The organism is Novosphingobium sp. (assembly GCF_036820275.1).
GTDB lineage: Bacteria > Pseudomonadota > Alphaproteobacteria > Sphingomonadales > Sphingomonadaceae > Novosphingobium.
Genome location: NZ_DAISLT010000002.1, coordinates 178,353 through 202,807, shown reverse-complemented (window position 1 = coordinate 202,807; position 24,455 = coordinate 178,353). Strand labels below are relative to the sequence as shown.

Genomic DNA, 24,455 nt, shown 5'->3' with positions numbered 1-24,455 from the left:
GTCTGCATCCTCGATGCCGACAAGGAAGGCTTCCTGCGCAGCGAGACCTCGCTGATCCAGACCATCGGCCGCGCCGCGCGTAACGTGGACGGCCGCGTGATCCTCTACGCCGACCGCATGACCGGATCGATGGAACGCGCCATCGCCGAAACCGATCGTCGCCGCGCCAGGCAGGAAGAATACAACGCCGAGCACGGCATCACCCCGCAGACGATCAAGCGCCGCATCGCCGATATCGTTGCCGATACCGCCAGCCGCGACGGCGTGCTGGTGGACATCGACGCGGAAGGCCAGAACAACCTCGTCGGCCACAACTTGCGCGCCTATATCGAGGAACTCGAACAGAAGATGCGCAATGCCGCCGCCGACCTCGAATTCGAGGAAGCCGGTCGTCTGCGCGACGAGATCCGGCGCCTGGAAGCCAGCGAACTCGGCATTCCCGACGACCACAAGAAGGCGCCCATCGTCGGCCGCAGCAACGAGGGCAAGCCGGGGACGCGGAAGACGCGTTATGGGAAGATGCAGCGGAAATGGGGCAAATAATCTACGTTTTTTCGTTATTTATTTTAAATGCACCCAAATAGCTCAGCATCTGATTGAATGAATGAGCGACATCGGTATTTTGATTGATAAGACGCTTGAAACCGCTCGAGGCGTCGATGATCAAACCTGCCAAGCTCTATTTGCAACTCCTGGAAGCACGAAGCGGTACAGTCTTATTTCGTGATTTCGAAAAGTTACTAAAGGCATTTGGGTTTACGCATGTCCGAACCAAGGGAAGCCATCAAATCTGGACTCACCCCGCACTCGACCGCCCCTTCCCGGTTCAGCCGAACGCGAAGGAGGCCAAGGCTTATCAGATTCGCGAGTTCCTTGAACTCGTCGAGCAGCACGCGCTATATATGATCGAGTGATGGAGCCACATTACCACATCAATCTGTTCTGGTCCGATGAGGACGCTTGCTGGATCGCGGACGTTCCCGATCTCAAGCCCTGCTCCGCACATGGCCGCAGCCGAGCCGAAGCACTCGCCAACGTCGATAACGCCATCGAAGGCTGGCTGGAAGTTGCGACCGAGAACGGTATGCCCATTCCCGAACCCCGTTATCGTCCGGCTATTTACGCGACCGCCTGAACAGCGAAACCTTTTACAACACGCCAACAAAGAAATGCCCGAGACCTGCCGAAACAGGCCCCGGGCAAGTGTCAGGATGGCTTGTCGCCGATCCCTCGGGTCGCGAATCCGTTCTGAACCCGTTTCGGATCAGTAGCATACCACGTTCATGGTATTTCGCGCCCAGCCACGCTTCATAACAGTACTTGTTAAGCACTCTTCATGGCTTCATGACTGGGTTCGTGGGCAAGAGTGGGGACGAATCCGAAACGGAGCGGCTGGCCGCCCTGTTCGCTCGCGCGCCTTTCGAGGAGGCGGGCTGGGACCGGGCGCTCAAGGCGCTGGCGAGCATGACCGGCTCCTCGCGGGCGCAACTGCTCGCGCTGGGCGATCGCCATACCGCCTTCAACTGGGTGACTGACGGCGACCGGATATTCCTCTCCGAATTCGAGGCGATCGGCGGCTACCGGCCCGACGTGAACTACCGCGTCGCCGCGACGCGGGCGCCGCTCGAACTGTCCTGGGAAGCGCATTACGCCGCCGCGCGCGCGGTCTCCACCGATGAACGTTATCTCGACTATGTGCGGCGGCACGAGGCGGAGTTCGGCGTGCAGATGGTGCTGAGCCAGCGGCCCGGCGTGATGTTCGGCCTCGCGGCGCTGCACGGCCAGCGCGATGGACCGACCACCGAGGCCCAGCGCGACGTCTTCCGGCGAGTCGGTCCCAGCGTGCTCGACGCGATCCGGCTTCAAGATTCCATCGAGCATCAGGGCGCGGCCCTGCTCCAGGGTTCGCTCGAAGCGATGAGCAGCGCGGCAATCCTGCTCGATGCGGTCGGCAAGGTCTGCGGGATGACCCCGGCGGCACAGGCCCTGCTCGGGCGCACCACGCTTCAGGTCCGTTCCGGCGCGCTCCATGCGGTGCGACAGGACATCGATCTCTCGCTCCAGAGCCGCATCGCCGCCGCCCTCGACGGTTCGAGCATCGGTCCCGCCGACCTCTGGCTGCGGACCGAGGACCATCTCATCCTGCTCGACGTGCGCACCCTGCCCCGCCACGACTGGACCTTCGGTTTCGCCCCCCGCGCCGTCGTCACCCTGCGCACGCCGCTGGCCCCCAACCTCGTCCCGGCCCGGCGCCTGGCCGAGGCGATGAGACTGACCAGCGCCGAAGCCGAAGTCGTCGCCCTGCTCGCGCAAGGGCATTCCCGCCAGACCGCCGCGCGGATGCGCGGCGTCAGCGTCCAGACCGTGGTCGCCCAATTGCGCACGATCTTCCAGAAGTGCGGGGTCAACCGCGAGGCCGAACTCGTCGCCATCGCCCGAACGGTGATAGAGATGGTCTCGCGTTAGAAGGGGCCTCAAAACACCTTCTGCTGTCATGCATCTGCCGCAACCGTCCAGTTTTACTTTGCACTGGATTCCTCGCGCGCGGAGGCCGACTGGCGCTGCAAAGGTCAGACAGAAAGGATGAGGTTGCCATGCGTATCGAGAGTGCCGAGCTTCGCTCGAAAGTCATGCCCGCCGAGGAGGCCGCGCGCCTGATCGAAAGCGGCACCGCCGTGGGCATGAGCGGGTTCACCGGCTCGGGCTACCCCAAGGCCGTTCCCCTCGCTCTCGCCGCCCAGATCGAGGCCGAGCACGCCGCCGGTCGCGCCTTCAAGGTCCGCATGTGGACCGGCGCCTCGACCGGCCCGGAACTCGACGGCGCCCTGGCCAAGGCGGACGGCATCGAATTCCGCCTGCCCTACAATTCCGACCCCATCGCCCGCGAACGCATCAACAAGGGCGAGATGAACTACTTCGACATGCACCTCTCGCAGGTTGCGCCGATGGCCTGGCAGGGCTTCCTCGGCCCGCTCGACACGGCGGTGATCGAAGTGGCCGGCATCCGCGCCGATGGCAGCCTGATCCCCTCCTCCTCGGTGGGCAACAACAAGACCTGGCTGGACCGCGCCTCCAAGGTGATCCTCGAAGTCAACTCGTGGCAGAACGAGGCGCTGGAGGGGATGCACGACATCTACTACGGCACCGCCCTGCCCCCCAGCCGCGTGCCGATCCCGCTGGTGAAGCCGGACGACCGCATCGGCGAACCCTATCTCAAGGTCGATCCCGCCAAGGTCGTTGCCGTGGTCGAGACCGACCGTCCCGACCGCAACGCCCCGTTCAGCCCGCCGGACGAGAAGGCCAAGGCGATCGCCGGCCATATCCTCGAATTCCTGAGCCACGAAGTGAAGCTCGGCCGCCTGCCTTCGGCGCTGCTGCCGATCCAGTCGGGCGTGGGCAACATCGCCAATGCCGTGCTGACCGGCCTGGTCGACGCGCCGTTCGACAGCCTGACTTCCTACACCGAAGTGATCCAGGACGGCATGCTGGACCTGCTGGACTCGGGCAAGCTGCGCATGGCCTCGGCCACTGCCTTCTCGCTCAGCCCCGAGGCCGCCGCGCGCGTCAACGCGGACATGCACCGCTACCGCGACAAGATGATCCTGCGCCCGCAGGAAATCTCGAACCACCCCGAACTGATCCGCCGTCTCGGCTGCATCGCCATGAACGGGTTGATCGAGGCCGACATCTACGGCGCGGTGAACTCCACCCACGTCATGGGTTCGCGCATCCAGAACGGCATCGGCGGCTCCGGCGACTTCGCGCGCAATGCCTATATCTCGATCTTCATGACCCCCTCCACTGCCAAGGGCGGCAAGATCTCGGCGATCGTGCCGCAGGCAAGCCACGTCGACCACATCAATCAGGACGTGCAGGTGATCGTCACCGAGCAGGGCCTCGCCGATCTGCGCGGCCTCAGCCCCAAGGAGCGCGCCCAGGTCATCGTCGCCAATTGCGCGCACCCGGACTATCGCCCGCTGCTGGAAGACTATTACGCCCGCGCACTGAAGGGGTCCTACGGCCTCCAGTCGCCCTCGCTGCCCGGCGAGGCGCTGTCGTGGCACCAGCGCTTCATCGAGACGGGATCGATGCTGCCCTGACGACCGAGATTCGGACGGCACCCCCGCGCCGTCCGAACGCCTGACCTGCCCTGCCTTCCGATGGCTCAACCCATGGCCAATCCCCGGAAGGCAGGACGGGTCAGGCACCATTTTTTCCCTGAGCAGTTGATCCGACTGCATCGGATCAACTGCTTCAAGTTTCTGGTTTGCCGCATTTTCCGAGTCATCAGGTGATTCCACCTGATTAGAAAATGCTCCTCAAACTCTTGTCGTATACTATCTTCGGGTTCTACCTATCGCCCCTGACGTCCATTCGGACGCATCGACAAAAGGGGTCGTTCCTTCCATGCGCAAAGTTTCGCTGGCCTGTCTGGCCATGGTCCTCGCCGCCGCTTCCGTTCCATCCTTCGCGGCCGACAAGCCCGCCGACGGCGCGGAAGCGAAGAAGGAAGAAAAGGGGGGCGACGAGCTTCCCCTGCTGCCCGCCCCCAAGTCGATCAAGCAAAGCGCGGTGATCGGCGGCAAGACCGTCAACTACACCGCCACCGTCGGCGCGCTGCCGATCAAGGACGAGAAGGGCAAGACCATCGGCGAGGTGGTCTACACCGCCTATACCGTCCCCGGCGCCCCCACCAACCGCCCCGTCACTTTCGCCTTCAACGGCGGCCCCGGCGCGGCCTCGGTCTACCTGAACCTCGGCGCCATCGGCCCCAAGCGCGTGCAGTTCGGCGCCCAGGGTGACGCCCCGTCCGACCCGGCCGTGCTGCGCGACAATCCCAACTCGTGGCTGGACTTCACCGACCTCGTGTTCATCGACCCGATCGGCACCGGCTTCTCGCGCAGCCGCGTCGATGCCGAGGCGACCAAGAAGGCGTTCTACACCTCCGAGAACGACATCAAGTACCTCAGCCGCATCGTCTACGACTGGCTGAACGCGAACGGCCGCCTGACCAGCCGCAAGTACCTCGCGGGCGAGAGCTACGGTGGCTACCGCGTGCCGCGCCTGGCCTATTACCTCCAGACCCAGATGGGCGTGGGCATCAACGGCATGACGCTGGTTTCGCCCTATCTCGACCCGCCGGCGATCGGCGACGACGATGCGCTCTCGCCGCTGCCCTGGATGCTCAACCTGCCCGCCATGGCCGCCGGTCACTTCGAGCGTCAGGGCAACCTGAGCGAGGCCACGATGGCCCCGGTCGAACAGTACCTGAAGACCGAGTTCGTCGCCGACTTCCTTGCCGGTCCCAAGGACAAGGCTGCGACCGACCGCCTTTCGGCCAAAGTCGCCGAGATCACCGGCCTCGACCCGGCGCTCGTGCGCCGCATGGACGGCCGCGTCGACATCGGCACGTACTTGCGCGAAATCCGCCGCGATCAGGGCCTGATCGGGTCGGTCTACGATTCGAACTTCACTTCGTTCGACCCGTTCCCGGCCAGCTCGCGCCCGCAATACGGCGATCCGCTGCTGACCACGCTGATCGCGCCGACCACTTCGGCCATGGTCGATTTCGTGACGCGCCAGGTCGGCTGGAAGGTCGATGCGCGCTACAACGCGCTGTCCTTCGAGGTGAATGAGGCCTGGACCCGCGACAACACCGACACCCCGGTCAAGGACCTGCGCCAGGCGATCTCGATCGACCCGAAGATGACGGTCGACATCGTTCACGGCTGGGACGATCTCTCGTGCCCCTACTTCGGCTCGCGCCTGATCGTCTCGCAGATGCCGGAGTTCGGTCGCCCCGACCGCGTGCGCCTGCACATGTATCCGGGCGGGCACATGTTCTACTCGCGCACCGACAGCGGCGCGGCCCTGCGCCGCGACATCCTGGAAAGCTACCGCGCGGGGGGCTGAGAGGCCCGCACGTCAATGGCAAGGCCGGTCTTGCGCCAGCCTTGCCTCTTCATTGCGGGCGAAGCCCAAGCCTCGTCATTGCGAGCAAAGCGAAGCAATCCAGAGCCGCGTAAACCGCCCTGAATTGCCGCGCGGCTTCGCCGCTCGCAATGACGAAAGAACGGGGGACGAAAGCGCTCAGGACGGCTGGCAGCAGCCGTTCAGGCATCCACTTCGGCATAGTGGCTGGGCGGCTGGATCACTTCCATGCGCTCGCTCAGCAGCGGCCGGAACGAGGGCCGCGACTTCATCACCAGATACCAGCCGCGCGCCTGCTCGTGGCTCGACCAGTCGAGCCCGCCGAGATAGTCCGCCACCGAGATCTGCGCGGCGGCGGCGAGATCGGCCAGCGTCATCGTCGCGCCCGCCAGCCAGGGCCGGTTGTCGATCAGGTAGTCGATGTAGTCGAGATAGTCGTGCGCCAGCTTCATCGACTCGCGCAGGATCTTCGCGTCCGGCGACTGGCGCAGGACGAGGCGCTTCTTCATCCGCTCATGCAGCAGCGGGCCGGACACGTCGTTGAAGAAGTTCTCGTCGAACATCGCGATCAGGCGGCGAATCTCGGCACGCTGGACCGCAGTCCCGCTGATCTGCGGATTGCGATCGACGGTTTCCTCGAAATATTCGCAGATCGCGCGGCTGTCGACGATCACCGTGCCGCGCTCGGTCTCGCGCACGACCGGGGTGCGGCCTGCCGGGTTCATCTCGAACAGCCGGTCCTCGCCTTCCCAGGGCCGTGCGGTCTGGAGTTCGTAGGCGATGCCCTTCTCGGCCATGAGCAGCCGGACCTTGCGGCTGAAGGGACAGAGCGGAAACTGGAAAATGTGCCACATGGCGTTTTCGAATGCCAAACCTGCCCCCTAGCGTCCACCCGAACCGCAAGGCCCGTTTCCGGCATGGGGCGAAACGCGTGGATAAGTCGCGCCTTCGCCGCATCGCCCATTCCCGGCCCCGCATTTTCGGCCCGGAAATCATCGTCGCGGCGGAGCCTCGCCGATTGACCGCCATCGCCCGGGGCCGCAAACCCCGGCCCATCCATCCCTCACGACCATCACCCATGGAGTTTCGGAAATGTTCAGCCACATCTGCGTCGGCAGCAACGACCTCGTCGCCGCCAAGACATTCTATGACGCGGTCTTCGCCACGATGGGCGCCACGCCGCTGATGGCGGACCCTGCCGCGGGTCGCCTCGCCTATGGGCACAACGGCTCGAACTTCATGGTCGTCTCCCCGCTGGACGGCAATGCGGCCACGTTCGCCAATGGCGGCACGATCGGCTTCTCGATGGACAGCGCCGAGGCGGTGGATTCCTGGCACGCCGCCGGTTGCGCCGCGGGCGGCCAGAGCTGCGAGGATGCGCCGGGCATGCGCGAATTCCCGTTCGGCAAGCTCTACCTCGCCTACTTGCGCGATCCCCAGAACAACAAGCTCTGCGCGATGTATCGCGTGCAGGACTGATCCCGCAGGATGCGGGGGTAGCCGGCTACTCCCGCGTCAGCAGGAACACCGCATGCTCGGCGCGGAAGTTGGCCGCCGCCGGGCTGCGGTTCCGGTCGCCGGAAAGGAACCACGCACCCTCCACCGCAATGCCGCGCCCCGCCACGAGTTCGCGGAAGTCGTTTACGGTGAGGTGGTGGATGTTCGGCGTCTCATACCAGGCGATCGGCAGCAGGCGGGTCACCGGCATGCGTCCGCGCCAGAGCAGCGAAAGCCGCACGCGCCAGTGGGCGAAATTCGGAAAGCTCACGAAGGCGCGGCGACCGATGCGCAGCAGTTCTTCCAGCACCAGATCCGGCCGCATCGTCGTCTGCAGCGTCTGCGAGAGGATCGCATAGTCCACCGACTGGTCGGGGTAGAAGGCAAGATCCCGGTCGGCATCGCCCTGGATCACCGAGAGCCCCTTGCCAACACAAAGGCCCACGTTGGCGGGATCGAGTTCCATGCCGCGCGCGTCACAGCGCTTGTCGTCGCGCAGGGCCTGCATCAGCGTGCCGTCACCGCAGCCGACGTCGAGCACGCGGGAACCCGGCGCGACATTGGCGGCAATCACCGCAAGGTCCGGGCGCAGCAGGCTCATCAATCCTGTTCCAGAATCGCCGCGAAGGGCCCGGAAAGCCGTTCCATCAGCCGATCGGGGCGCGCAAGCGGGGCAAAGCCCAGCCTGGCGTAGACGCCGTGGGCATCCTTTGTGGCAAGGCCGAAACGGCGCACCCCGGCATATTCGGGATGCTCGACGAACCAGCGCGCCAGCCGGGTGCCAAGGCCCTGCCCGCGCACGCTCTCGTCCACCCAGACGTCAGCCAGCCAGGCGAAGCTGGCGCGATCGGAAATGACGCGCGCGAAGGCAACGAGCGTGCCGTCCGGCAGGTAGGCGCCGAGGCAGTGCGAACCCGCGATCTGGCGCTCGACCTGCTCGCGCTCTATTCCCGGCGTCCAGTAGCTCGACGCCAGCCAGCCGTGGATGCGCGCGATATCCAGCCGCGAAACATCATCGGACAGTTCGATTCCGAGCATTCTAATGACCTTCTCCAAGGAAACCTTCGACCACGCGGTCGAGCGCGGGCACATCCAGCAGGAACGAGTCGTGCCCGAACGGCGCGGACAATTCGACGAAGCTCACCGGCAGCCCGGCGGCATTGAGGGCATGGACCACGTTCCGCGAATCCGCCGTGGGATAGAGCCAGTCGGTATCGAAGCTGACGAGGCAGAAGCGCGCCTTCGATCCGGCGAAGGCGTTGGCGAGCAGCCCGCCATGTTCCTCGGCAAGGTCGAAGTAGTCCATCGCGCGGGTGATGTAGAGGTACGAGTTCGCGTCGAAGCGGTCGGTGAAGGCCAGGCCCTGATAGCGCAAGTAGGACTCGATCTGGAAATCGGCGTCGAAACCGAAGGTCTTTTCCTCGCGGTCCTGCAGGCGGCGGCCGAACTTCTCGGTGAGTCCCGCTTCCGACAGATAGGTGATGTGCGCGGCCATGCGCGCGACGGAGAGGCCTTTTTCGGGGCCTTTTCCGTGCGCATAGTAATCCCCGTCGCGCCATTCGGGATCGGCCATGATCGACTGGCGGCCCACTTCGTGGAAGGCGATGTTCTGCGCAGAATGCCGCGCGGTGGAGGCGATCACCAGCGCGGCGCGGGTGCGGTCGGCGAAGTTGGCGGCAAGGCTCAGGGCCTGCATCCCGCCCATCGATCCGCCGACGACGGCATAGAGGCTCTCGATCCCCAGCGCGTCGAGCAGGGCGACGTGGCCGCGCACCATGTCGCGCACGGTGATGACCGGGAAGCGCATGCCCCAGGGCTTGCCGTCCTCGGCCAGGCTGGCCGGGCCGGTCGATCCCATGCACGAGCCGATGACGTTGGCGCAGATCACGAAGAAACGGTCGGTGTCGATCGGCTTGCCGGGGCCGACCATGCGCACCCACCAGCCGGGCTTGCCGGTCTTGGGGTGGTTGGAGACGACGTGATGGTCTCCGGTCAGCGCGTGGCAGATCAGGATCGCATTGTCCTTCGCCGCGTTCAGCGTGCCGTGCGTCTCGTAGGCGATGCGGACAGCGGCCAGGCTCTGCCCGCCGTCGAGCGGAAGCGGCTGCGCAAGGTTCAGGACCTGGGTGGCGTCGGAGTTCGGCGAAATGGACATGATGCAGGACTGGAGGTGGGGGAGCGGCGAGGGCCTGTCAATCATCCGTGCCGCGATGTCGTTTCATCGGGCAGATCCGGTCGCTCCCACCCAAATCGCCCCCTGTGCATAAGGCCCTCGCTGAGCTAAGGCCGCCCCGTCATGACCGATAGCCAGACCCTCCGCCCGACCACTGCCCCCCACGGCGCCCCGCAGCCCAAGCCGTGGATCGACGCGATCCATGCCTATGTTCCGGGCAAGTCCAAGGGCAAGGACGGAAAGCCGCTGATCAAGCTGTCGGCCAACGAGAACCCGCTCGGCACCAGCCCGGCCGCGCTGGAGGCCCGCGCCCAGGCGCCCGCGCTCTATCCCGACCCCGACAGCACCGCCCTGCGCGCAGCGATCGCCGCGAAGCACGGTCTCGACGCCGCGCGCGTGGTGATGGGCACCGGCTCGGACGAGCTGCTCAACCTCGCCGCACAGGGCTATGCCGGGCTGGGCGACGATGTGATCTACGTGCGCTACGGCTTCTCGGTCTACGACATCGCCGCCCGCCGCTGCGGCGCGACCCCGGTCGTCGCGCCCGATGCCGACTACGGCACCGATGTCGATGCGCTGCTGGCGCTGGTCACCGAAAAGACCCGCGTGGTCTTCGTCGCCAACCCCAACAACCCTACCGGCTCCTACCTGCCGGGCGGCGAGATCGCGCGCCTCCACGCGGGCCTGCCGTCCGACGTGCTGCTGGTGCTCGACCAGGCCTACGGCGAATATGTCGCGCCCGAGGACGACGACGGATCGCTGGCGCTGGCCGCCGCACACGACAACGTGCTGGTCACGCGCACTTTCTCCAAGATCTTCGGTCTCGCCGGCGAGCGCATCGGCTGGGCCACCGGCGCGCCGGGCATCGTCGCCACGCTCAACCGCATTCGCGGCCCCTTCAACGTCTCCGCCACCGGGCAGGCCATGGCGCTGGCGGCACTGGCCGACGAGGCTTTCGTCGAAGCCAGCCGCGTCCACAACCGCGACGAGCGCGCCCGCTTCGTCGAGAAGCTGGAAGCCCTGGGCAACCACGGCCTGCGCGCCCTGCCGAGCCAGGCGAACTTCGTGCTGGTGCTGTTCGAAGGCGCGCTGACCGCCGAAACCGCCTTCGACGGGCTGGCCGACCGCGGCTATATCGTCCGCTGGCTGCCGGGACAGGGCCTGCCGCAGGCCCTGCGCATCACCATCGGCAAGCCCAAGGACATGGACGTGATCGCCGAGGCCCTGCGCGATATGGCGGAAGCGGCGCAATGAGCTTCACAAACGTCGCGATCATCGGGCTCGGCCTCCAGGGCGGCTCCATCGGCCTCGCCGTGCAGGAATGCCTGCCCGGCACCCGGACCACCGGCTACGACCTCAGCCCCGCCCACCGCGCCCGCGCCGCCGAGCGCGGCCTTGTCCATGAGGTCTGCGAGACCCCGGCGGAAGCGGTGCGGAACGCCGATCTCGTGATCTTCTGCGTGCCGCCCGGCGTCATGGGCCTCGCCGCCGAGCAAGTGCGCGATGCCCTGCCCGCCCATGCCCTCGTCAGCGACGTCGGCTCCAGCAAGCAGGCGATCTCCAAGGCGCTGGGCGATGCGCTGCCCGACCACATGGTGATCCCCGCGCACCCGGTCGCGGGCACCGAAAACTCCGGTCCGGACGCCGGTTTCGGCCACCTCTTCCGCAACCGCTGGTGCATCGTCACCCCGGAAACGCGGACCGATCTCGTCAAGCTCAGCGAACTCGTCGGGTTCTGGGAAGCGCTCGGCGCCAATGTCGAGATCATGACGCCCGAGCACCACGACCTCGTGCTCGCCGTCACCAGCCATGTGCCGCACCTCATCGCCTATACGATCGTCGGCACCGCCTCCGACCTGGAGGACGTGACCCAGGGCGAAGTCATCAAGTATTCGGCGGGCGGCTTCCGCGACTTCACCCGCATCGCCGCCTCGGACCCGACCATGTGGCGCGACGTCTTCCTGTCCAACAAGGACGCGGTGCTGACGATGCTCCAGCGCTTCACCGAGGACCTCACCGCCCTGCAACGCGCGATCCGCGTAGGCGACGGCCAGGCGCTGTTCGACCAGTTCACCCGCACCCGCGCGATCCGCCGCTCGATCATCGAGGAAGGCCAGGACGATTCCCGCCCCGACTTCGGACGCGGCGACCATGAGGCGGGAGCGGAAGCGGCGGAGTAAGCTGGGCACAGGTCCACGCGCTTGCTCTCCACCTAGCACTCGTCATCCTGAACTTGTTTCAGGATCCATTTCCGACCATCGACGGCAGGTCGATCGGCACGATGGATCCTGAAACAAGTTCAGGATGACGGAGCGGGCAAACGAAACGTCGCCTCCCGAACTCACCCGTTCAACGCGTTGATCTCTTCCAGCACCAGCGCCTCGACAACCTCGCGCGGGAGGCCCGCCTCGATGCGCGGGCCGACGCGCAAGGTGATCGTCCCGGACTTCTTCCAGAGGCGGTGATAGAGCCGCCCGCTGTCCACCGCCACCGGCACCACCGGCAGCGCCAGCAGCTTGTAGAGTCCCGCAAAGCCCGACTGCAACGGCGCCCGCTCACCAGAGGGCACCCGCGTGCCTTCAGGGAAGATCGCCAACGGCCGCCCCTGCGCCGAGAACCCGCGGGCCGACGCCACCATCGCCCGCAAGGCCCGGGCACCCTGTTCGCGCTCCACCTTGACGACGCCGTACTGCCGCGCAGCCCAGCCCCAGCCGGGCAGTTCGACCAGTTCGGCCTTGGGAAACGGCGCGGGGAAGTTCATCTGCGCCGGCAGGTCGATGGCCTCGAAGAAGCTCTCGTGCTTCATCGCCACCAGCACGCCTTCTTCCGGCATCTCGCCCTCGATCTTCAGGCGGATGCCGAGCAGCCAGCGGCAGCACCAGCGATGGAAACGGCTCCAGCCGCGCACGGTGCGCCGCATCGGCTCCTGCCCGATCAGCGAGGTCAGCCAGACACCGGTGATGAACACCAGCGTTCCGGGATAGAACATCAGATAGAAGAGAATGCTGCGAACGACGTCGAGCGGAGTGGTGCGCATCAAGCTTTCTTCCAGGGTGGCCGTTGCCAGAAATCGAGCGCCATGCGCCCGAAGAACTTGTGATATTCGAGGAACAGCGTGCTCAGGCTGGGGCGTGAGGGCACCCCGTCCTCCAGCACGGTGACGTGATCGGGCAGCTCGCGCGCCAGCTCGTAGGCGGCGCGGCGCATGTGCCAGTCGGCCGTGACCAGCCGCACCGAGCGCGCCTTGCGCCGCGCCACCCAGCCCGCCGCCTCGATCGCGTTGGAGCGGGTGTCGTAGGCCTCGTAGCCCAGCGTGATGCAGCACTTCATGAGGCGGGCGGGGATGCGGAACTCGGCGGCGAGTTCGCCGGGCTTCACCTCGCGGTCGACGCCCGAGATCAGCAGGCGCGGCGCCCGTCCGGCCTCCAGCACGGAAAGCGCCCGCTCGATGCGGCCCTTGCTGCCGGTCAGCACGATCACCGTATCGGTGCGCACAGTATCGTCGAGCGGCCCCGGCAGCGTTACCGCGAACCAGAGGAACCCGAAGAGCCAGATAAGCAGCAGAAAGGCGGCGGTGCGACGAAACATGGACGATCTATAGCGACTTGTGGGTACTATAGCATCTTGCGCAGTGCATGAAGCACTGTCAGCCGTGCCGTCAGCATGGCCAGCAGGGTCGAGAGCAGCGGCACCAGCGCCAGCAGCAACCAGTCGGTCCAGACCAGCGCGCCGCTGTCCACCAGCCCCGCCCCCAGACTCGCGAAACGGCGGCCGAGCGACAGGATCACCACCAGCGCCAGCGCCAGTCCCACGGTGCCGCCGCCCGCCGCATCATAGCCGATCGAGCGCTGGAAGACGCGCGCGACCTGGGTATCGGTGCCGCCCAGGAGGTGGACGATCTCGATCACGTCGCGGTTGGCGCCGAGCGCCGAGCGCGCCGCCAGCAGTACGGCAGCGGCCAGCGCGCAGGCCAGCAGCACGACCAGCGAGATCGACAGCACCTGAAGCGAGACCATCGCGTCGAACACCGGCTTCAGCCAGGTGGACTGCGCATCGACTTTGGCCGAGGGCGCCACTTTGGCCAGCACCTTCTCGATCTCTGCGAGTTGCTGCGGCGTGGCCGGCCCCTTCAATCGCACGTCGATCAGCGAAGGCACCGGAATGGCCGCGCCGGTCGCGGCGGCGATGCCGGTGCCGAGCCAGGGTTCGATCAACGCGTCAAGTTCGGCTTGCGGAACCTGCCGCAGCCCGGCGACCTGCGGCAGACGCTTGACCGCTTCCACCCCCGCTGCGGTCTCTCGCGCGCGGATATCGTCGCGCGGCTCGATGACCTGCACGGTCACTCCGCCCTCGATCTCGGCGCGGGCCAGCGAAATGGCATTGCCGAGTGCGAGACCGGCGGCGAGCGCGATGGCGGTCATGGCCACCATGATCGCGATGACCCAGGGCATTGGCCCGGACATGCGGGTCTGCGGGATCAATTCCGCGCCGCGCACGCCCAATCTGCGCCAGCCAAGTTTGTGCCAGCCGAATTTGGGCCAGCCCGAAAAACGCCTGCGCCACGCACTTCCGGCCGACGCCTGCCCGCTCGGCACGATGGCCCCGCCCTCGCTCATGCCGGCCTGCGCGGAGGATAGCGCAAGGCACCGGTGGGATCGGCCAGACGGCCGCGGTCGAGGCGCATGATCAGGCTGTCGGGCACTTTGCGCAGCAAGTCGAGATCGTGGGTGGCGACGACGACGGTGGTGCCCTGGCGGTTGAGCATCTCGAACAGGCGCAGCAGTTTGAGTGCCATGTCCGCATCGACGTTGCCGGTCGGCTCGTCCGCCACCAGGATCGCCGGGCGCGCGATCACCGCGCGGGCGATGGCCACGCGCTGCTGCTCGCCGCCGGAAAGCGTGGCCGGTCGAGCGTCCATCTTGTCCGCAAGGCCGACCCATTCGAGAATGTCGCGCACCGGCCCGCCGATGTCCCGCTCCTGATGGCCGGCGACGCGCAGCGGCAGGGCGACGTTATCGAAGGCGGAAAGGTGCGGGATCAGCCGGAAGTCCTGGAACACCACGCCGATCCGGCGGCGCAGTCCCGGCAGGCGGCTGCGCGGCAGGGTGATGGCATCGGTTCCGAACATGCGGATGGCGCCGCGCGAGGGACGCTGCGCCAGGTAGAGCAGTCGCAGCAGCGACGTCTTGCCCGCGCCGCTGGCTCCGGTCAGGAAATAGAAGCGGCCCGCGAAAAGCGTGAAGGTCAGATCCGACAGGACCTCGCGCTCCGTGCCGTAGCGCAGGCCGACATTGTCGAAATGAACGATTTCCCCGTCGGCGATCATGCTCATAATATCTGTGCTGCGTCGGGTCCGAACGGGCGACGCAAAGGGCTATAGCGAGCATTGAATGTGGAAAAAAGGGCGTTCCGGCTTGTGCCCACAGCTCGATGCCTTGTCGCAGGCGAGTCACTCGTGCTTTAGCTTGCTATCATGATCATCGCCTGCCCAGCTTGCTCTACACGATATGCCGTGCCGGACAGCGCGATAGGTGCGGACGGCCGCACCGTGCGCTGCGCAAAGTGCCGCCACAGCTGGCACCAGGAAGGCCCCGACCTCGCGGCACCGTCCGCCGAGGACCTGGCGGAAGTTCCGGCTCCTGCGCCCGAACCCGCACCTGCCGCCCCTGTCTATGAAGAAGTGGCCGCCGAGCCTGCCCCGCCGCAGCCCGTCCAGGCCGCTCCGGTTCAGCACCCGGTTCAACAGGCTGCCCCGCCTCCGCGCGAAGCCATCCGCGTGCCCGGACGTCACGCCGCTTCGGAAGCAACGGAAGCCGCAATACCGGCAGAACCAGCGCCTATAGCGACACAGGCCGAACGCGCCGCCCGCAAGCCCGCCCCCGTCTATGACGACACCACGGCGGTCCACTATGCGGACGAAGGCCATTCCAGCTTCGACTTCGCCCCGCCGTTCCGTCCGCGCCGCAACTGGACGCGGATCGCAACTTTCGGCTCCGCGCTCTTCGCCGTCGTCGCGCTCGGGTTGACCGGCGCGGTCGCCTGGGGCGGGCTGCCGGACTGGCTGCCGATCCCGCACCAGACTTTCTCGCAGGCCCAGCCCGACCTCCAGCTCGACTTCCCACGCAAGCGGCAGGACCGCAAGCCCCTGCCCGACGGCACCGAGTTCTTCTCGGTCAGCGGCACGATCAGCAATATCGGCAGCCAGAGCCGCAAGGTGCCCTCGCTGCTGGTGGTGCTGCGCGACAAGCGCGATCGCATCGTCTATGAAAAGGAAGTCGTGCCCTCCAAGCGCCAGCTCGCACCCGGAGAGGCGATTACCGTCAACGAAGCGCTGACGGACATTCCCAAGGCCGCCTCCGCCGCCGAGATCGGCTGGAAGCCCGAATAGAATCCCCCGCGAAACCTCGGCAAAATCTTGCCGAGAAACCAGCGCGCTCGGCCGAATGGCTCGGGCGCGTTTTTGCATCGCTCTGGGATTCGGGCGGAATTCAGCCGATTTTTCAGGCTCTCCCAAAAAAAATCACTCTTTTTGAAAATAATTGGCCGCCCCCTCTTGCCGGGTCCGGAACCCTTTGCTAGTGGCGCGCTCCTACCACGGGGCGGCCTTAAAGCTCCCCGGTGATGATTTAGCGGTCATGGCGGAATTGGTAGACGCGCAACGTTGAGGTCGTTGTGGGCGAAAGCCCGTGGAAGTTCGAGTCTTCTTGACCGCACCATCACTCTCGCAAGAGATAGAGTAAAGCCTTCGGGCCCCCGCAAGGGGGCCCGAAAGTCGTTTGGGCTCCTGAAAAATTCAGCAGTACGAAGATTTCGGCAGTTCGAAGAGCGGCTCGCGATTCACGCCACGGCGCGCGCGGCATCCTTTTCCCGTTTCTCCGGCGAGACATCGCCCAGCAGATCGCGCACGATCGCATAAGTGCGGTCGTTGTCGACGTCGATCGCCTGCGTCCCGTCCGGCAGGATCACGGCGCGGACCCTGAGGCCCATCCGGCGCGAGGCACGCACGACCGCGCCCGAGAGCGATTCCAAACCCAACCGCATCATCGCAAGCCCCACGAAGCCGATGGCGCGCAGGACCCGGGCACTTTCGCGCCCGCCGATCCGGGCGCCGCGAAACACCTCCACCGCATCGACGAAGCGCGTATGCGCCATGCCGTAGAGATCGCATGTGGCGAAGGCACCGTCGCGCAATGTCAGATAGCTGCGCAAGGCGTTTGGATGCGCCGCCTCCACCGCCTCGCGCCGGGCGAGGGCGAACGTCACATCGCAGCCTTCCAGTGCATCGGCCATCGCATCGATCGATTCCGGGCTGAGCAGGGCATGGTCGGCGGTGGTGACGAGCAGCGGCCCGTCCCAGTCCTGCGCCGCCGCGCGGACGCTGGCGGCAATATCCTCGCGGGCCTCCACCAGGGCGACCGAACCGCGCCCCGGCAGGCGGGTGAGCACGTCCCATACCGGATCGAACGCCTCGCGCTCGACGCAGACGGCCAGGCTTGCGACGCGTGGATGCTGCGCGGCGGTTTGCAGCACATGGGCAATGAGCGGCCTTCCGGCGAGCGGGATCAGGCAGCGATGCCTTTCCCCGAAACGCTCGGCCAAGGCATCGACATCCGCCGGCGCCAGACCGTGTCCGGCCAGAACCACCAGCCTGAGCGGCCGGAACTCGCTATCGTCGTTATCGGAAGAAACCGGAGAAGCCATGATCCAAGACCCTATGCCGCCTGCGTGTGACAGCGCGGTGACTGGCGATTCGCGGAGCGATCCCCGCCTGCGCGAATTCAAGCTATGGATAACGCGCGCCCTCGGCTTGCCTCTCGCGAGCGCCTTGCCCAAGGCAGAGCCGTGAGCGCCAATATCGTGATCGGCCAGACCCCGCAGGGCGAGTCGATCGAGATCGACATCAAGGAACTTCTCGCGACCCGCCTGCTGGTGCAGGGCAATTCCGGGTCCGGCAAGTCGCACCTGCTGCGCCGCCTCCTCGAAGAGAGCGCCTCGGTCGTCCAGCAGGTCGTCATCGATCCGGAAGGCGATTTCGTCAGCCTGGCCGAGGAATTCGGCCATGTCGTGATCGACGGCGCCGCTTATGCCGAGACCGAGATCGTCCGCCTCGGCGCGCGCATCCGCGAGCATCGCGCCTCGGTGGTCCTCGCGCTCGACGAGCTGGAAATCGACCAGCAGATGAAGTGCGCCGCGCAGTTCCTCAACGCCATGTTCGATGCCCCGCGCGAACAGTGGTATCCGGCGCTGGTGGTGGTCGACGAAGCGCAGATGTTCGCGCCCGCCGCCGCCGGTGAAGTCTCCGAAGAGGCGCGCCGCGTCAGCCTGGCGGCGATGACCAACCTCATGTGCCGTGGCCGCAAGCGCGGCCTCGCCGGGGTGATCGCCACGCAGCGCCTCGCCAAGCTGGCGAAGAACGTGGCTGCCGAAGCCTCCAACTTCCTGATGGGCCGCACTTTCCTCGACATCGACATGGTGCGCGCCGCCGACCTGCTCGGCATGGAGCGGCGCCAGGCCGAATCGATCCGCGACCTCGCGCGCGGGCAGTTCCTCGGCCTCGGCCCGGCGATCAGCCGCCGCCCGGTGGCGGTCAACATCGGCTCGGTGCTGACCGGCGCCAAGTCGGTCACGCCCGGCCTGATGCCCCTGCCCACCGCCTCGACCGACGAACTGCGCGAGCTGCTGCACGACAATCTCCACGTCGAACCCGAGCGCCCGGAATTCCCGCGTCCTGCCCCGCGCCCCAGCGTGGACATCGAGGAACTGAGCGAATCGATCGCCCACGGCCCCTCGTCTCCTTCCGCGCCGCCCTCGCGCCCGGAACGGCCCGAGCCGGAGCCGGAGGAAAACCGCGCGGCGATGCTCGAAATCCTCAATGCCATGGCGCAGGACCCGGAATGCACGTTCCAGTCCGCGACCACGCTGTTCCAGGATTTCACGATCCGTTGCCGCATGAAGGGCATTTCGGTGCGCGGTCTGGACGCGACGATGTTCCGCCGCGGTTTCGCCGCCGCCATCGCCGGGATCGAAGACCCGGACGACGAGCGCTGGTTCGATCTCATCAACCTTGCCAAGCATGTCCCCGACGATGCGCTGGCGCCGTTCTACATGATCGCCCGCGCGGCGATGAACGACGAGCCCTGCCCCGACGACATGGTGCTCGCCCGCGTCTACGGCACCAGCAGCCCGCGCCGCGTGCAGCGCTTGCTGGACTATCTGGAAAAGGACGGGCTGATCGTGGTCCGCACCGATTTCTCCGGCAAGCGCTCGGTCGGGTTGCCGGACCTCGGCGTCACGACGGCGCCCGTCGAGGGCTGAGAGCGGCTCAAGGAGAGACTGCGGCCGACAACGCCGGTCGAGCCGCGAGTCAGCTCATCATCCTGACCTACCTTTCGTCCTGAACTATCCTTCGTCATTGCGAGCGTAGCGAAGCAATCCAGGGCAGCTTGAGACCGACTCTGGATTGCTTCGCTACGCTCGCAATGACGAAAGGTGGGGGGGACGAAGACCGGGGATGATGGAAGTTTGGGCCCCCTTCAGGGCACCAGCACGGTATCGTGCGGTTCGCCCTTCGTCTCCGGATAATCGAGCGTGAAGTGCAGCCCCCGGCTCTCGTGCCGGTGCAGTGCCGAGCGGACGATCAGTTCGGCGGTCTGAAGCAGGTTGCGCAGTTCGATCAGGTCGGTCGAGACGCGGAAGTGGCGGTAATATTCCTCCACCTCGCCGTTGAGCATCTGGATGCGGTGCATGGCGCGCTCCAGCCGCTTGGTAGTGCGCACGATACCGACATAGTTCCACATGAAGCGGCGGATTTCGGTCCAGTTCTGCTTGATGACGACTTCCTCGTCGGAGTCGGTCACCCGGCTTTCGTCCCAGGCCCGCACGGGCGGCGGCGCGTCGAAGGCGTCCCAATGATCGAGGATATGCGCCGCGCAGGATTCGCCGAAGACGAAACATTCCAGCAGCGAATTCGAAGCCAGGCGGTTGGCGCCGTGGAGGCCGCTCTCGGTGCATTCGCCCGCCGCATAGAGTCCGGGCAAATCGGTCTTGCCGTCGAGGTCGATGAGCACGCCGCCGCAGGTATAGTGCTGCGCGGGCACGACCGGGATCGGCTCCTTCGTCATGTCGATGCCGAGGCCCAGCAGCTTCTCGTAGATGTTCGGGAAGTGCTCGCGGATGAAGGCTTCGGGCTGGTGGCTGATGTCGAGGTGGACGTAGTCGAGACCGTAGCGCTTGATCTGGTCGTCGATGGCGCGGGCGACGACATCGCGCGGGGCGAGTTCGGCGCGCGCATCGTAGTCGGGCATGAAACGGTGCCCGGTGACCGGATGGAGCAGCCGCCCGCCCTCCCCGCGCACGGCCTCGGTGATGAGGAAGTTCTTGACCTCCAGATTGTAGAGGCACGTCGGGTGGAACTGCATCATCTCCATGTTGGAGACGCGTGCACCGGCACGCCAGGCCATGGCGATGCCGTCGCCGGTGGCCCCGCGCGGCGCGGTGGAGAACTGGTAGACGCGCCCCGCCCCGCCGGTAGCCAGGATCGTCGCACGGGCGGTGTGCGCCTCGACCCGGCCGGTTTTCTCGTCGAGGGCATAGACGCCCCAGACCCGGCCCGATCCCGAATAGCGCAGCTCATGTCGCCCGGTGATGAGGTCGATGCACGATTGCCCCGGCAGCAGGGTAATGTTGGGATGGTCCTCCGCCGCCTTGAGCAACGCGCTCTGCACCGCCCAGCCGGTCGCGTCGGCGACATGGACGATGCGGCGGTGCGAATGGCCGCCCTCGCGGGTGAGGTGCAGTTCGCTCCCCTCGGTGTTGAACGGCACGCCCAGCTCGACCAGCCGCTCGATCGCATGGGGCGCGCGCTCGATCACGAACTCCACGGTGTCGCGGCGGTTGAGTCCGGCGCCGGCAACCATGGTGTCCGAGATATGCTCCTCGAACGTATCGCCCGCATCGAGCACCGCCGCGATCCCGCCTTGCGCCCAAGCGGTCGAGCCGCCGGTCAGCGTGCCCTTGGCGAGGACGAGGACCTTGAGCTTGTCCGCCAGAGCCAGCGCGGCGGTAAGACCGGCGGCGCCGGAGCCGACGACGATCACGTCGTGCTGGGGGACATCATGCGCGGGAACGGGATCGATATGCGTAGCCATGGCGGCTCCATGCCGGGACTATGACGATGACGCAATAATTAGCTTTGCATGCTTACTTGCCCTGCAATCATGTTGCAGTGCAGCGTTATACTCGGTAAGGTTGTCCTGCATTCATAACACGATAACGCATCAGAGCTGCCGGGCGGTCGCACGCAGGAAAGCAGGCGAAACTGTTTTCCAACTGAACCCAGTAGGGAGCGTGCCGTGCCGTCCGCCTTGCCCAGACGCCCATTCCAGGCCGTGTTCTGCCGCTTCGACCGGCACGAACCCGACCGTGACAGCGTTCACTGGGACGGTTCACGCTATGCCGGCACCTGCCGCTGCTGCCGCGCACCGATCCGCCGCCATGCGCATCGGGTCTGGAAAGGGATTCCCGACGAGAGGTAGGGCCGTCAGTGCCCCGCCACTTTGGAGAACAGGTTCATCACCAGCACTCCGGCGATGATGAGACCCATCCCGGCCATGGCGGGCGTGTCCAGCTTCTGCCCCTGGAACAGCCAGGCGATCGCGGCGATCAGGACGATCCCCACGCCCGACCAGATCGCATAGGCGACCCCGGTGGGAATGCCGCGCAGCGCCAACGAGAGGCAATAGAAAGCCACGATATACCCCGCCGCCATGATCGCCGTCGGCACCGGCCGGGCGAATCCTTCCGACTGCTTGAGGAAGGACGTGGCAATCACCTCGGCCACGATGGCGATCGCGAGGTAGAGGTAATTCATGCGGCGACGGAACTCGTCAGGCTGACGAAGACGTCTTCCAGATCCGCCTCGCGCGTGGTCACGTCGACGATGGCGAAGCCCTGCGCCTGCACGGCCGAGAGGATCTCGCCCGCGTTGCTGCGGTCCTTGTCATACGTGATCTGGAGCACCCGCTCGCCGGACATTTCGCACTTCAGGAAACCGGGATGGCTGGGCAGCGCGGTCACGTCGCGGTCGAGCGTGAGGACGAGAATCTTCTCGCGCGCCATGCCGACCAGCTCGCGGGTCGGCTTGTTGGCGATCAGCTCGCCGTGGTTGATGATGGCGATGCGGTCGCAGAGTTCCTCGGCTTCTTCGAGGTAGTGCGTGGTCAGCACGATCGTCGCGCCTTCGCGGTTGAGTTCGGTGACGAGTTCCCAGAGCTGGCGGCGCAGTTCCACGTCCACGCCCGCCGTCGGTTCGTCGAGCACCAGCACCGGCGGCTGGTGGACCAGCGCCTTGGCGATCAGCAGGCGGCGCTTCATCCCGCCCGAGAGCGTGCGCGCATAGGCGTCGCGCTTGTCGGAGAGATGGACGGCGCGCAGCAGCTCTTCCGAACGGCGCAGGGTCTTGGTGATGCCGTAGAGCCCGGCCTGGTTCTCCAGCACTTCGAATGGCGTGAAGAACGGGTCGAACACGATCTCCTGCGGGACGATGCCGATCGCGCGCTTGGCGTTGCGCTGGTCCCGGTCGATGTCGAAGCCCCAGATGTCGATCGAACCCGAAGTCTTGCGGACGAGACCGGCCATGATGTTGATGAGCGTGGACTTGCCTGCACCGTTCGGGCCGAGCAGGCCGAAGATGCCGCCTTCCGGCACGTCGAAGGATACGCCCTTGAGCGCAAGCTTGCCTTCGCCGCTTCCGGCAGGGGCATAGCGCTTCTTGAGGTCACGGATCGAGATGGCGGCAGAAGTCGAGCTGGTCATGGCCCGCATGTGGGGCAGGACGGCGCGCCAGTAAAGAGCGCGTGTCCCTCCCCCGCCGAATGTCGACTGTCCTACAGCCCCTCGCGGCTGTCGAACACCGAACGGCTCGCCTCGATCGCGGGGCGGTTGGCGAAGGCCCAGGCGCCCAGTTCCTTCACCGGAAGCGAAAGCGAACGGCCCAGATCGCTGAGCGCATATTCGACGCGCACCGGCACGCTGGCGTGGACGGTGCGCACCACCAGCCCGTCACGCTCCAGCGCCCGCAAGGTGCGCGACAGCATTTGCTGCGAAATCCCGCCGATCGCGCGCTTCAGTTCGTTGAAGTGCAGGTCGCCCTCCAGCAGGGTCATGACCACCAGCATCGACCACTTGTCGCCCACCCGGCTGAGGATATCGCCGATCACCCGGCACGCGCCTGCCGAATGCACGACTTCGGGCGCGGTTGCCGGAGTAAGGTCGGTTGCCTCCAAGGTGGTCACGTCCATGTTACCTGGTCCTGAAAAAATGCGCTCTTGGCGTTCGTCGCAGTGCAACATAGCTATGGCTGGTCACGATTTCAAACCAAGACCCTTTTCCAGACTATCCTAGAGGTTCTCTCCCCATGAAGCTTCTCCATCTCGATTCCAGCATCCTTGGCGAAAACTCGGTGAGCCGCGCCGTTTCGGCCGCCATCGTGCAGAACCTGACCAAGGCCGATCCCGCGCTCGAAGTCAGCTACCACGACCTCGCCGCCGAGGCCCTGCCGCACCTGACGCTCGACGTTCTCGGCAATCCGGACGGCACCCCCGAACTGGCCGAATTCCTCGCCTCCGACGTGATCGTGATCGGCGCGGGCATGTACAACTTCACCATCCCCAGCCAGCTCAAGGCCTGGTTCGACCGCGTTCTCGTGGCGGGCAAGACCTTCCAGTACACCGCCGAAGGCCCGCAGGGTCTGGCCGGCGGCAAGAAGGTCTACGTGGCCCTGTCGCGCGGCGGTTACTACGGCGAAGGCCAGCCCGGCGCCGCCGTTGAACACGCCGAAACCTACCTGCGCGCCGTGCTCGGCTTCGTGGGCATCACCGATCCGATCTTCGTACTCGCCGAAGGCATCGCCATCGGCCCCGAAGTCCGTGAGAAGGCTCTTGCCGACGCCCTCGCCGAAGCGGGTGCCCTGGCTGTCCCGGCCTGATAGAAGAACAGCAATGGCCCCAGCGCGTCCCGATACGCGCCGGGGCCATTTGCACGCTGGAAATTCCCGTCAAGGCTTGGTAATCGGCCAATCCATGAGCACGCAGCCCGAAACCGTCTTCACCGATTCCCACCGCGTTTCCTGCGACGGGGCCACCGAAATCCGCTCGAACGGCACCTACAAGGCTGCCGCACTCGGCCACCCGCGCGTGTGGCTGGAGATCGACGAGAAGGGCTACGTCGATTGCGGTTACTGCGACCGCCGCTTCGTCCTCAAGGGCGGCCCGGCCGACCAGCAGGCGGCCTGATTTCAACGTTTCTGCGCGCCGGGCTGTAACGCCCGGCTCACACATCTGATTGCCCTCCGGCAGCCTTTCGAAGGGCCCGGACTCCCATGCTTGCGCCCGATGCTTGCACAATTGTCATAAATTGGGCAGCATCCCCGTCCGGGAACAGCATGGAGAAAGCCATGGACGACCTGAATCGCCCGAATACGGGTTCCGGCACCACTTCCGGCTTCGAATTCAATCACCCGACGATCATCAGCCTGCTCTATCTCGCGTCCTATTTTACCGGGATCACGGCGATCGTGGGCATCGTGCTGGCTTTCGTCTGGCGCGGTGAGCCCAAGGAAGCCTGGGAAGAATCCCACTACCAATACCTGATCAACACGTTCTGGATCGGACTTGCCGGAGCCGTGGTCGGCTTCCTGCTGCTGATCGTGGCGATCGGCCTGCTCGTGCTCGCCGCCGTCTCCATCCTCGTGATCGTGCGCAGCGTGATGAGCCTGCTCAACGCGCAGAAGCATGCGCCGATGCCGAATCCGGGCAGTTGGCTGATCTGAACCACGGTAACCGGATGCTAAGGCCGG

At 65.9% G+C, this 24,455-nt stretch carries 27 protein-coding genes and 1 tRNA gene; 15 read left to right on the top strand and 13 right to left on the bottom strand.

Annotation, left to right across the window (positions count from 1 at the left end; translation table 11 throughout):
• The 6 genes from V7066_RS02325 to V7066_RS02300 form a co-directional block, all read left to right on the top strand.
• The coding region (locus V7066_RS02325) for a UvrB/UvrC motif-containing protein (protein ID WP_334181632.1) at positions 1-543 on the top strand (543 nt) is incomplete at its 5' end.
• Positions 544-638: 95 nt separating this feature from the next.
• Positions 639-914 carry a type II toxin-antitoxin system HicA family toxin gene (locus tag V7066_RS02320; protein WP_334181631.1) on the top strand — a complete coding sequence of 92 codons (276 nt, stop codon included), beginning with the start codon at positions 639-641 and terminating at the stop codon, positions 912-914.
• Positions 914-1,135 carry a type II toxin-antitoxin system HicB family antitoxin gene (locus V7066_RS02315; protein ID WP_334181630.1) on the top strand — a complete coding sequence of 74 codons (222 nt, stop codon included), beginning with the start codon at positions 914-916 and terminating at the stop codon, positions 1,133-1,135. Before V7066_RS02320 ends, V7066_RS02315 begins: the two co-directional genes overlap by 1 nt.
• A 209-nt stretch (positions 1,136-1,344) precedes the next feature.
• Positions 1,345-2,466 carry a helix-turn-helix transcriptional regulator gene (locus V7066_RS02310; protein WP_334181629.1) on the top strand — a complete coding sequence of 374 codons (1,122 nt, stop codon included), beginning with the start codon at positions 1,345-1,347 and terminating at the stop codon, positions 2,464-2,466.
• A gap of 128 nt (positions 2,467-2,594) precedes the next feature.
• Complete coding sequence (locus V7066_RS02305; RefSeq protein WP_334181628.1) at positions 2,595-4,100, top strand: acetyl-CoA hydrolase/transferase family protein; 1,506 nt, start codon at positions 2,595-2,597, stop codon at positions 4,098-4,100.
• A gap of 307 nt (positions 4,101-4,407) precedes the next feature.
• Positions 4,408-5,913 carry a S10 family peptidase gene (locus tag V7066_RS02300; RefSeq protein WP_334181627.1) on the top strand — a complete coding sequence of 502 codons (1,506 nt, stop codon included), beginning with the start codon at positions 4,408-4,410 and terminating at the stop codon, positions 5,911-5,913.
• 200 nt (positions 5,914-6,113) lie between these two features.
• Here the strand turns inward: V7066_RS02300 and V7066_RS02295 are convergent, their stop codons facing one another.
• Complete coding sequence (locus V7066_RS02295) at positions 6,114-6,785, bottom strand: glutathione S-transferase family protein (RefSeq protein ID WP_334181720.1); 672 nt, start codon at positions 6,783-6,785, stop codon at positions 6,114-6,116.
• Between the two features lie 238 nt (positions 6,786-7,023).
• Here V7066_RS02295 and V7066_RS02290 point away from each other — a divergent pair, with 238 nt between their 5' ends.
• The gene (locus V7066_RS02290) at positions 7,024-7,410 is read left to right on the top strand and encodes a VOC family protein (RefSeq protein WP_334181626.1); all 387 of its coding nucleotides are present in this window, start codon (positions 7,024-7,026) and stop codon (positions 7,408-7,410) included.
• 25 nt (positions 7,411-7,435) lie between these two features.
• Here the strand turns inward: V7066_RS02290 and metW are convergent, their stop codons facing one another.
• The 3 genes from metW to metX are packed head-to-tail and all read right to left on the bottom strand — an operon-like array spanning position 7,436 to position 9,583.
• Positions 7,436-8,029 (bottom strand): methionine biosynthesis protein MetW, encoded by a 594-nt coding sequence (gene metW, locus V7066_RS02285; RefSeq protein WP_334181625.1) that lies wholly within the window; start codon positions 8,027-8,029, stop codon positions 7,436-7,438.
• Entirely contained in the window at positions 8,029-8,466 is a 438-nt protein-coding gene (locus tag V7066_RS02280; RefSeq protein ID WP_334181624.1) for a GNAT family N-acetyltransferase, read from the bottom strand. Before V7066_RS02280 ends, metW begins: the two co-directional genes overlap by 1 nt.
• Position 8,467: 1 nt before the next feature.
• Complete coding sequence (metX, locus tag V7066_RS02275) at positions 8,468-9,583, bottom strand: homoserine O-acetyltransferase MetX (RefSeq protein ID WP_334181719.1); 1,116 nt, start codon at positions 9,581-9,583, stop codon at positions 8,468-8,470.
• A 141-nt stretch (positions 9,584-9,724) separates the two neighbouring features.
• On the opposite strand from metX, the gene hisC reads away from it, so the two are divergent.
• Together hisC and V7066_RS02265 are read left to right on the top strand one after the other, a co-directional pair.
• Entirely contained in the window at positions 9,725-10,855 is a 1,131-nt protein-coding gene (hisC, locus tag V7066_RS02270) for a histidinol-phosphate transaminase (protein WP_334181623.1), read from the top strand.
• The gene (locus V7066_RS02265; protein WP_334181622.1) at positions 10,852-11,781 is read left to right on the top strand and encodes a prephenate/arogenate dehydrogenase family protein; all 930 of its coding nucleotides are present in this window, start codon (positions 10,852-10,854) and stop codon (positions 11,779-11,781) included. The genes hisC and V7066_RS02265 overlap by 4 nt, the downstream gene beginning before the upstream one ends.
• Positions 11,782-11,942: 161 nt before the next feature.
• On the opposite strand, the gene V7066_RS02260 is transcribed toward V7066_RS02265, so the two are convergent.
• The 4 genes from V7066_RS02260 to ftsE all read right to left on the bottom strand — a co-directional run bounded on the left by V7066_RS02260 (position 11,943) and on the right by ftsE (position 14,927).
• Positions 11,943-12,638 carry a lysophospholipid acyltransferase family protein gene (locus V7066_RS02260; RefSeq protein WP_334181718.1) on the bottom strand — a complete coding sequence of 232 codons (696 nt, stop codon included), beginning with the start codon at positions 12,636-12,638 and terminating at the stop codon, positions 11,943-11,945.
• The gene (locus V7066_RS02255) at positions 12,638-13,189 is read right to left on the bottom strand and encodes a YdcF family protein (RefSeq protein WP_334181621.1); all 552 of its coding nucleotides are present in this window, start codon (positions 13,187-13,189) and stop codon (positions 12,638-12,640) included. Before V7066_RS02255 ends, V7066_RS02260 begins: the two co-directional genes overlap by 1 nt.
• Before the next feature lie 26 nt (positions 13,190-13,215).
• Positions 13,216-14,064: a cell division protein FtsX gene (locus V7066_RS02250; RefSeq protein ID WP_334181717.1), complete on the bottom strand. Its 849-nt coding sequence runs from the start codon at positions 14,062-14,064 to the stop codon at positions 13,216-13,218.
• 149 nt (positions 14,065-14,213) lie between these two features.
• Positions 14,214-14,927, bottom strand: a complete 714-nt coding sequence (ftsE, locus tag V7066_RS02245; RefSeq protein ID WP_334181716.1) for a cell division ATP-binding protein FtsE — start codon at positions 14,925-14,927, stop codon at positions 14,214-14,216.
• Positions 14,928-15,074: 147 nt separating this feature from the next.
• Between ftsE and V7066_RS02240 the strand changes: the two genes are divergently transcribed.
• Both V7066_RS02240 and V7066_RS02235 read left to right on the top strand, forming a co-directional pair.
• Positions 15,075-15,989: an MJ0042-type zinc finger domain-containing protein gene (locus V7066_RS02240; protein WP_334181620.1), complete on the top strand. Its 915-nt coding sequence runs from the start codon at positions 15,075-15,077 to the stop codon at positions 15,987-15,989.
• Between the two features lie 241 nt (positions 15,990-16,230).
• Positions 16,231-16,317 (top strand) — tRNA-Leu (locus V7066_RS02235).
• 121 nt (positions 16,318-16,438) lie between these two features.
• Here V7066_RS02235 and V7066_RS02230 read toward each other — a convergent pair.
• Positions 16,439-17,302: an NTP transferase domain-containing protein gene (locus V7066_RS02230; RefSeq protein ID WP_334181619.1), complete on the bottom strand. Its 864-nt coding sequence runs from the start codon at positions 17,300-17,302 to the stop codon at positions 16,439-16,441.
• 141 nt (positions 17,303-17,443) lie between these two features.
• Between V7066_RS02230 and V7066_RS02225 the strand changes: the two genes are divergently transcribed.
• Complete coding sequence (locus V7066_RS02225) at positions 17,444-18,916, top strand: ATP-binding protein (protein WP_334181618.1); 1,473 nt, start codon at positions 17,444-17,446, stop codon at positions 18,914-18,916.
• Between the two features lie 218 nt (positions 18,917-19,134).
• On the opposite strand, the gene nadB is transcribed toward V7066_RS02225, so the two are convergent.
• The 4 genes from nadB to V7066_RS02205 all read right to left on the bottom strand — a co-directional run bounded on the left by nadB (position 19,135) and on the right by V7066_RS02205 (position 22,899).
• The gene (gene nadB, locus V7066_RS02220; RefSeq protein ID WP_334181617.1) at positions 19,135-20,748 is read right to left on the bottom strand and encodes an L-aspartate oxidase; all 1,614 of its coding nucleotides are present in this window, start codon (positions 20,746-20,748) and stop codon (positions 19,135-19,137) included.
• A gap of 392 nt (positions 20,749-21,140) precedes the next feature.
• Entirely contained in the window at positions 21,141-21,470 is a 330-nt protein-coding gene (locus V7066_RS02215; protein WP_334181616.1) for a DMT family transporter, read from the bottom strand.
• The gene (locus V7066_RS02210; protein ID WP_334181615.1) at positions 21,467-22,414 is read right to left on the bottom strand and encodes an ABC transporter ATP-binding protein; all 948 of its coding nucleotides are present in this window, start codon (positions 22,412-22,414) and stop codon (positions 21,467-21,469) included. Before V7066_RS02210 ends, V7066_RS02215 begins: the two co-directional genes overlap by 4 nt.
• A 71-nt stretch (positions 22,415-22,485) precedes the next feature.
• On the bottom strand, positions 22,486-22,899 hold the full coding sequence (locus tag V7066_RS02205; protein WP_334181614.1) for a winged helix-turn-helix transcriptional regulator: 414 nt from the start codon (positions 22,897-22,899) through the stop codon (positions 22,486-22,488).
• Positions 22,900-23,015: 116 nt separating this feature from the next.
• Between V7066_RS02205 and V7066_RS02200 the strand changes: the two genes are divergently transcribed.
• The 3 genes from V7066_RS02200 to V7066_RS02190 all read left to right on the top strand — a co-directional run bounded on the left by V7066_RS02200 (position 23,016) and on the right by V7066_RS02190 (position 24,428).
• Positions 23,016-23,585 (top strand): FMN-dependent NADH-azoreductase, encoded by a 570-nt coding sequence (locus V7066_RS02200; RefSeq protein WP_334181613.1) that lies wholly within the window; start codon positions 23,016-23,018, stop codon positions 23,583-23,585.
• Between the two features lie 94 nt (positions 23,586-23,679).
• Complete coding sequence (locus V7066_RS02195) at positions 23,680-23,892, top strand: zinc-finger domain-containing protein (RefSeq protein ID WP_334181612.1); 213 nt, start codon at positions 23,680-23,682, stop codon at positions 23,890-23,892.
• Between the two features lie 161 nt (positions 23,893-24,053).
• Positions 24,054-24,428 carry a DUF4870 family protein gene (locus V7066_RS02190; protein WP_334181611.1) on the top strand — a complete coding sequence of 125 codons (375 nt, stop codon included), beginning with the start codon at positions 24,054-24,056 and terminating at the stop codon, positions 24,426-24,428.
• The last annotated feature ends 27 nt before the right edge of the window (positions 24,429-24,455 follow it).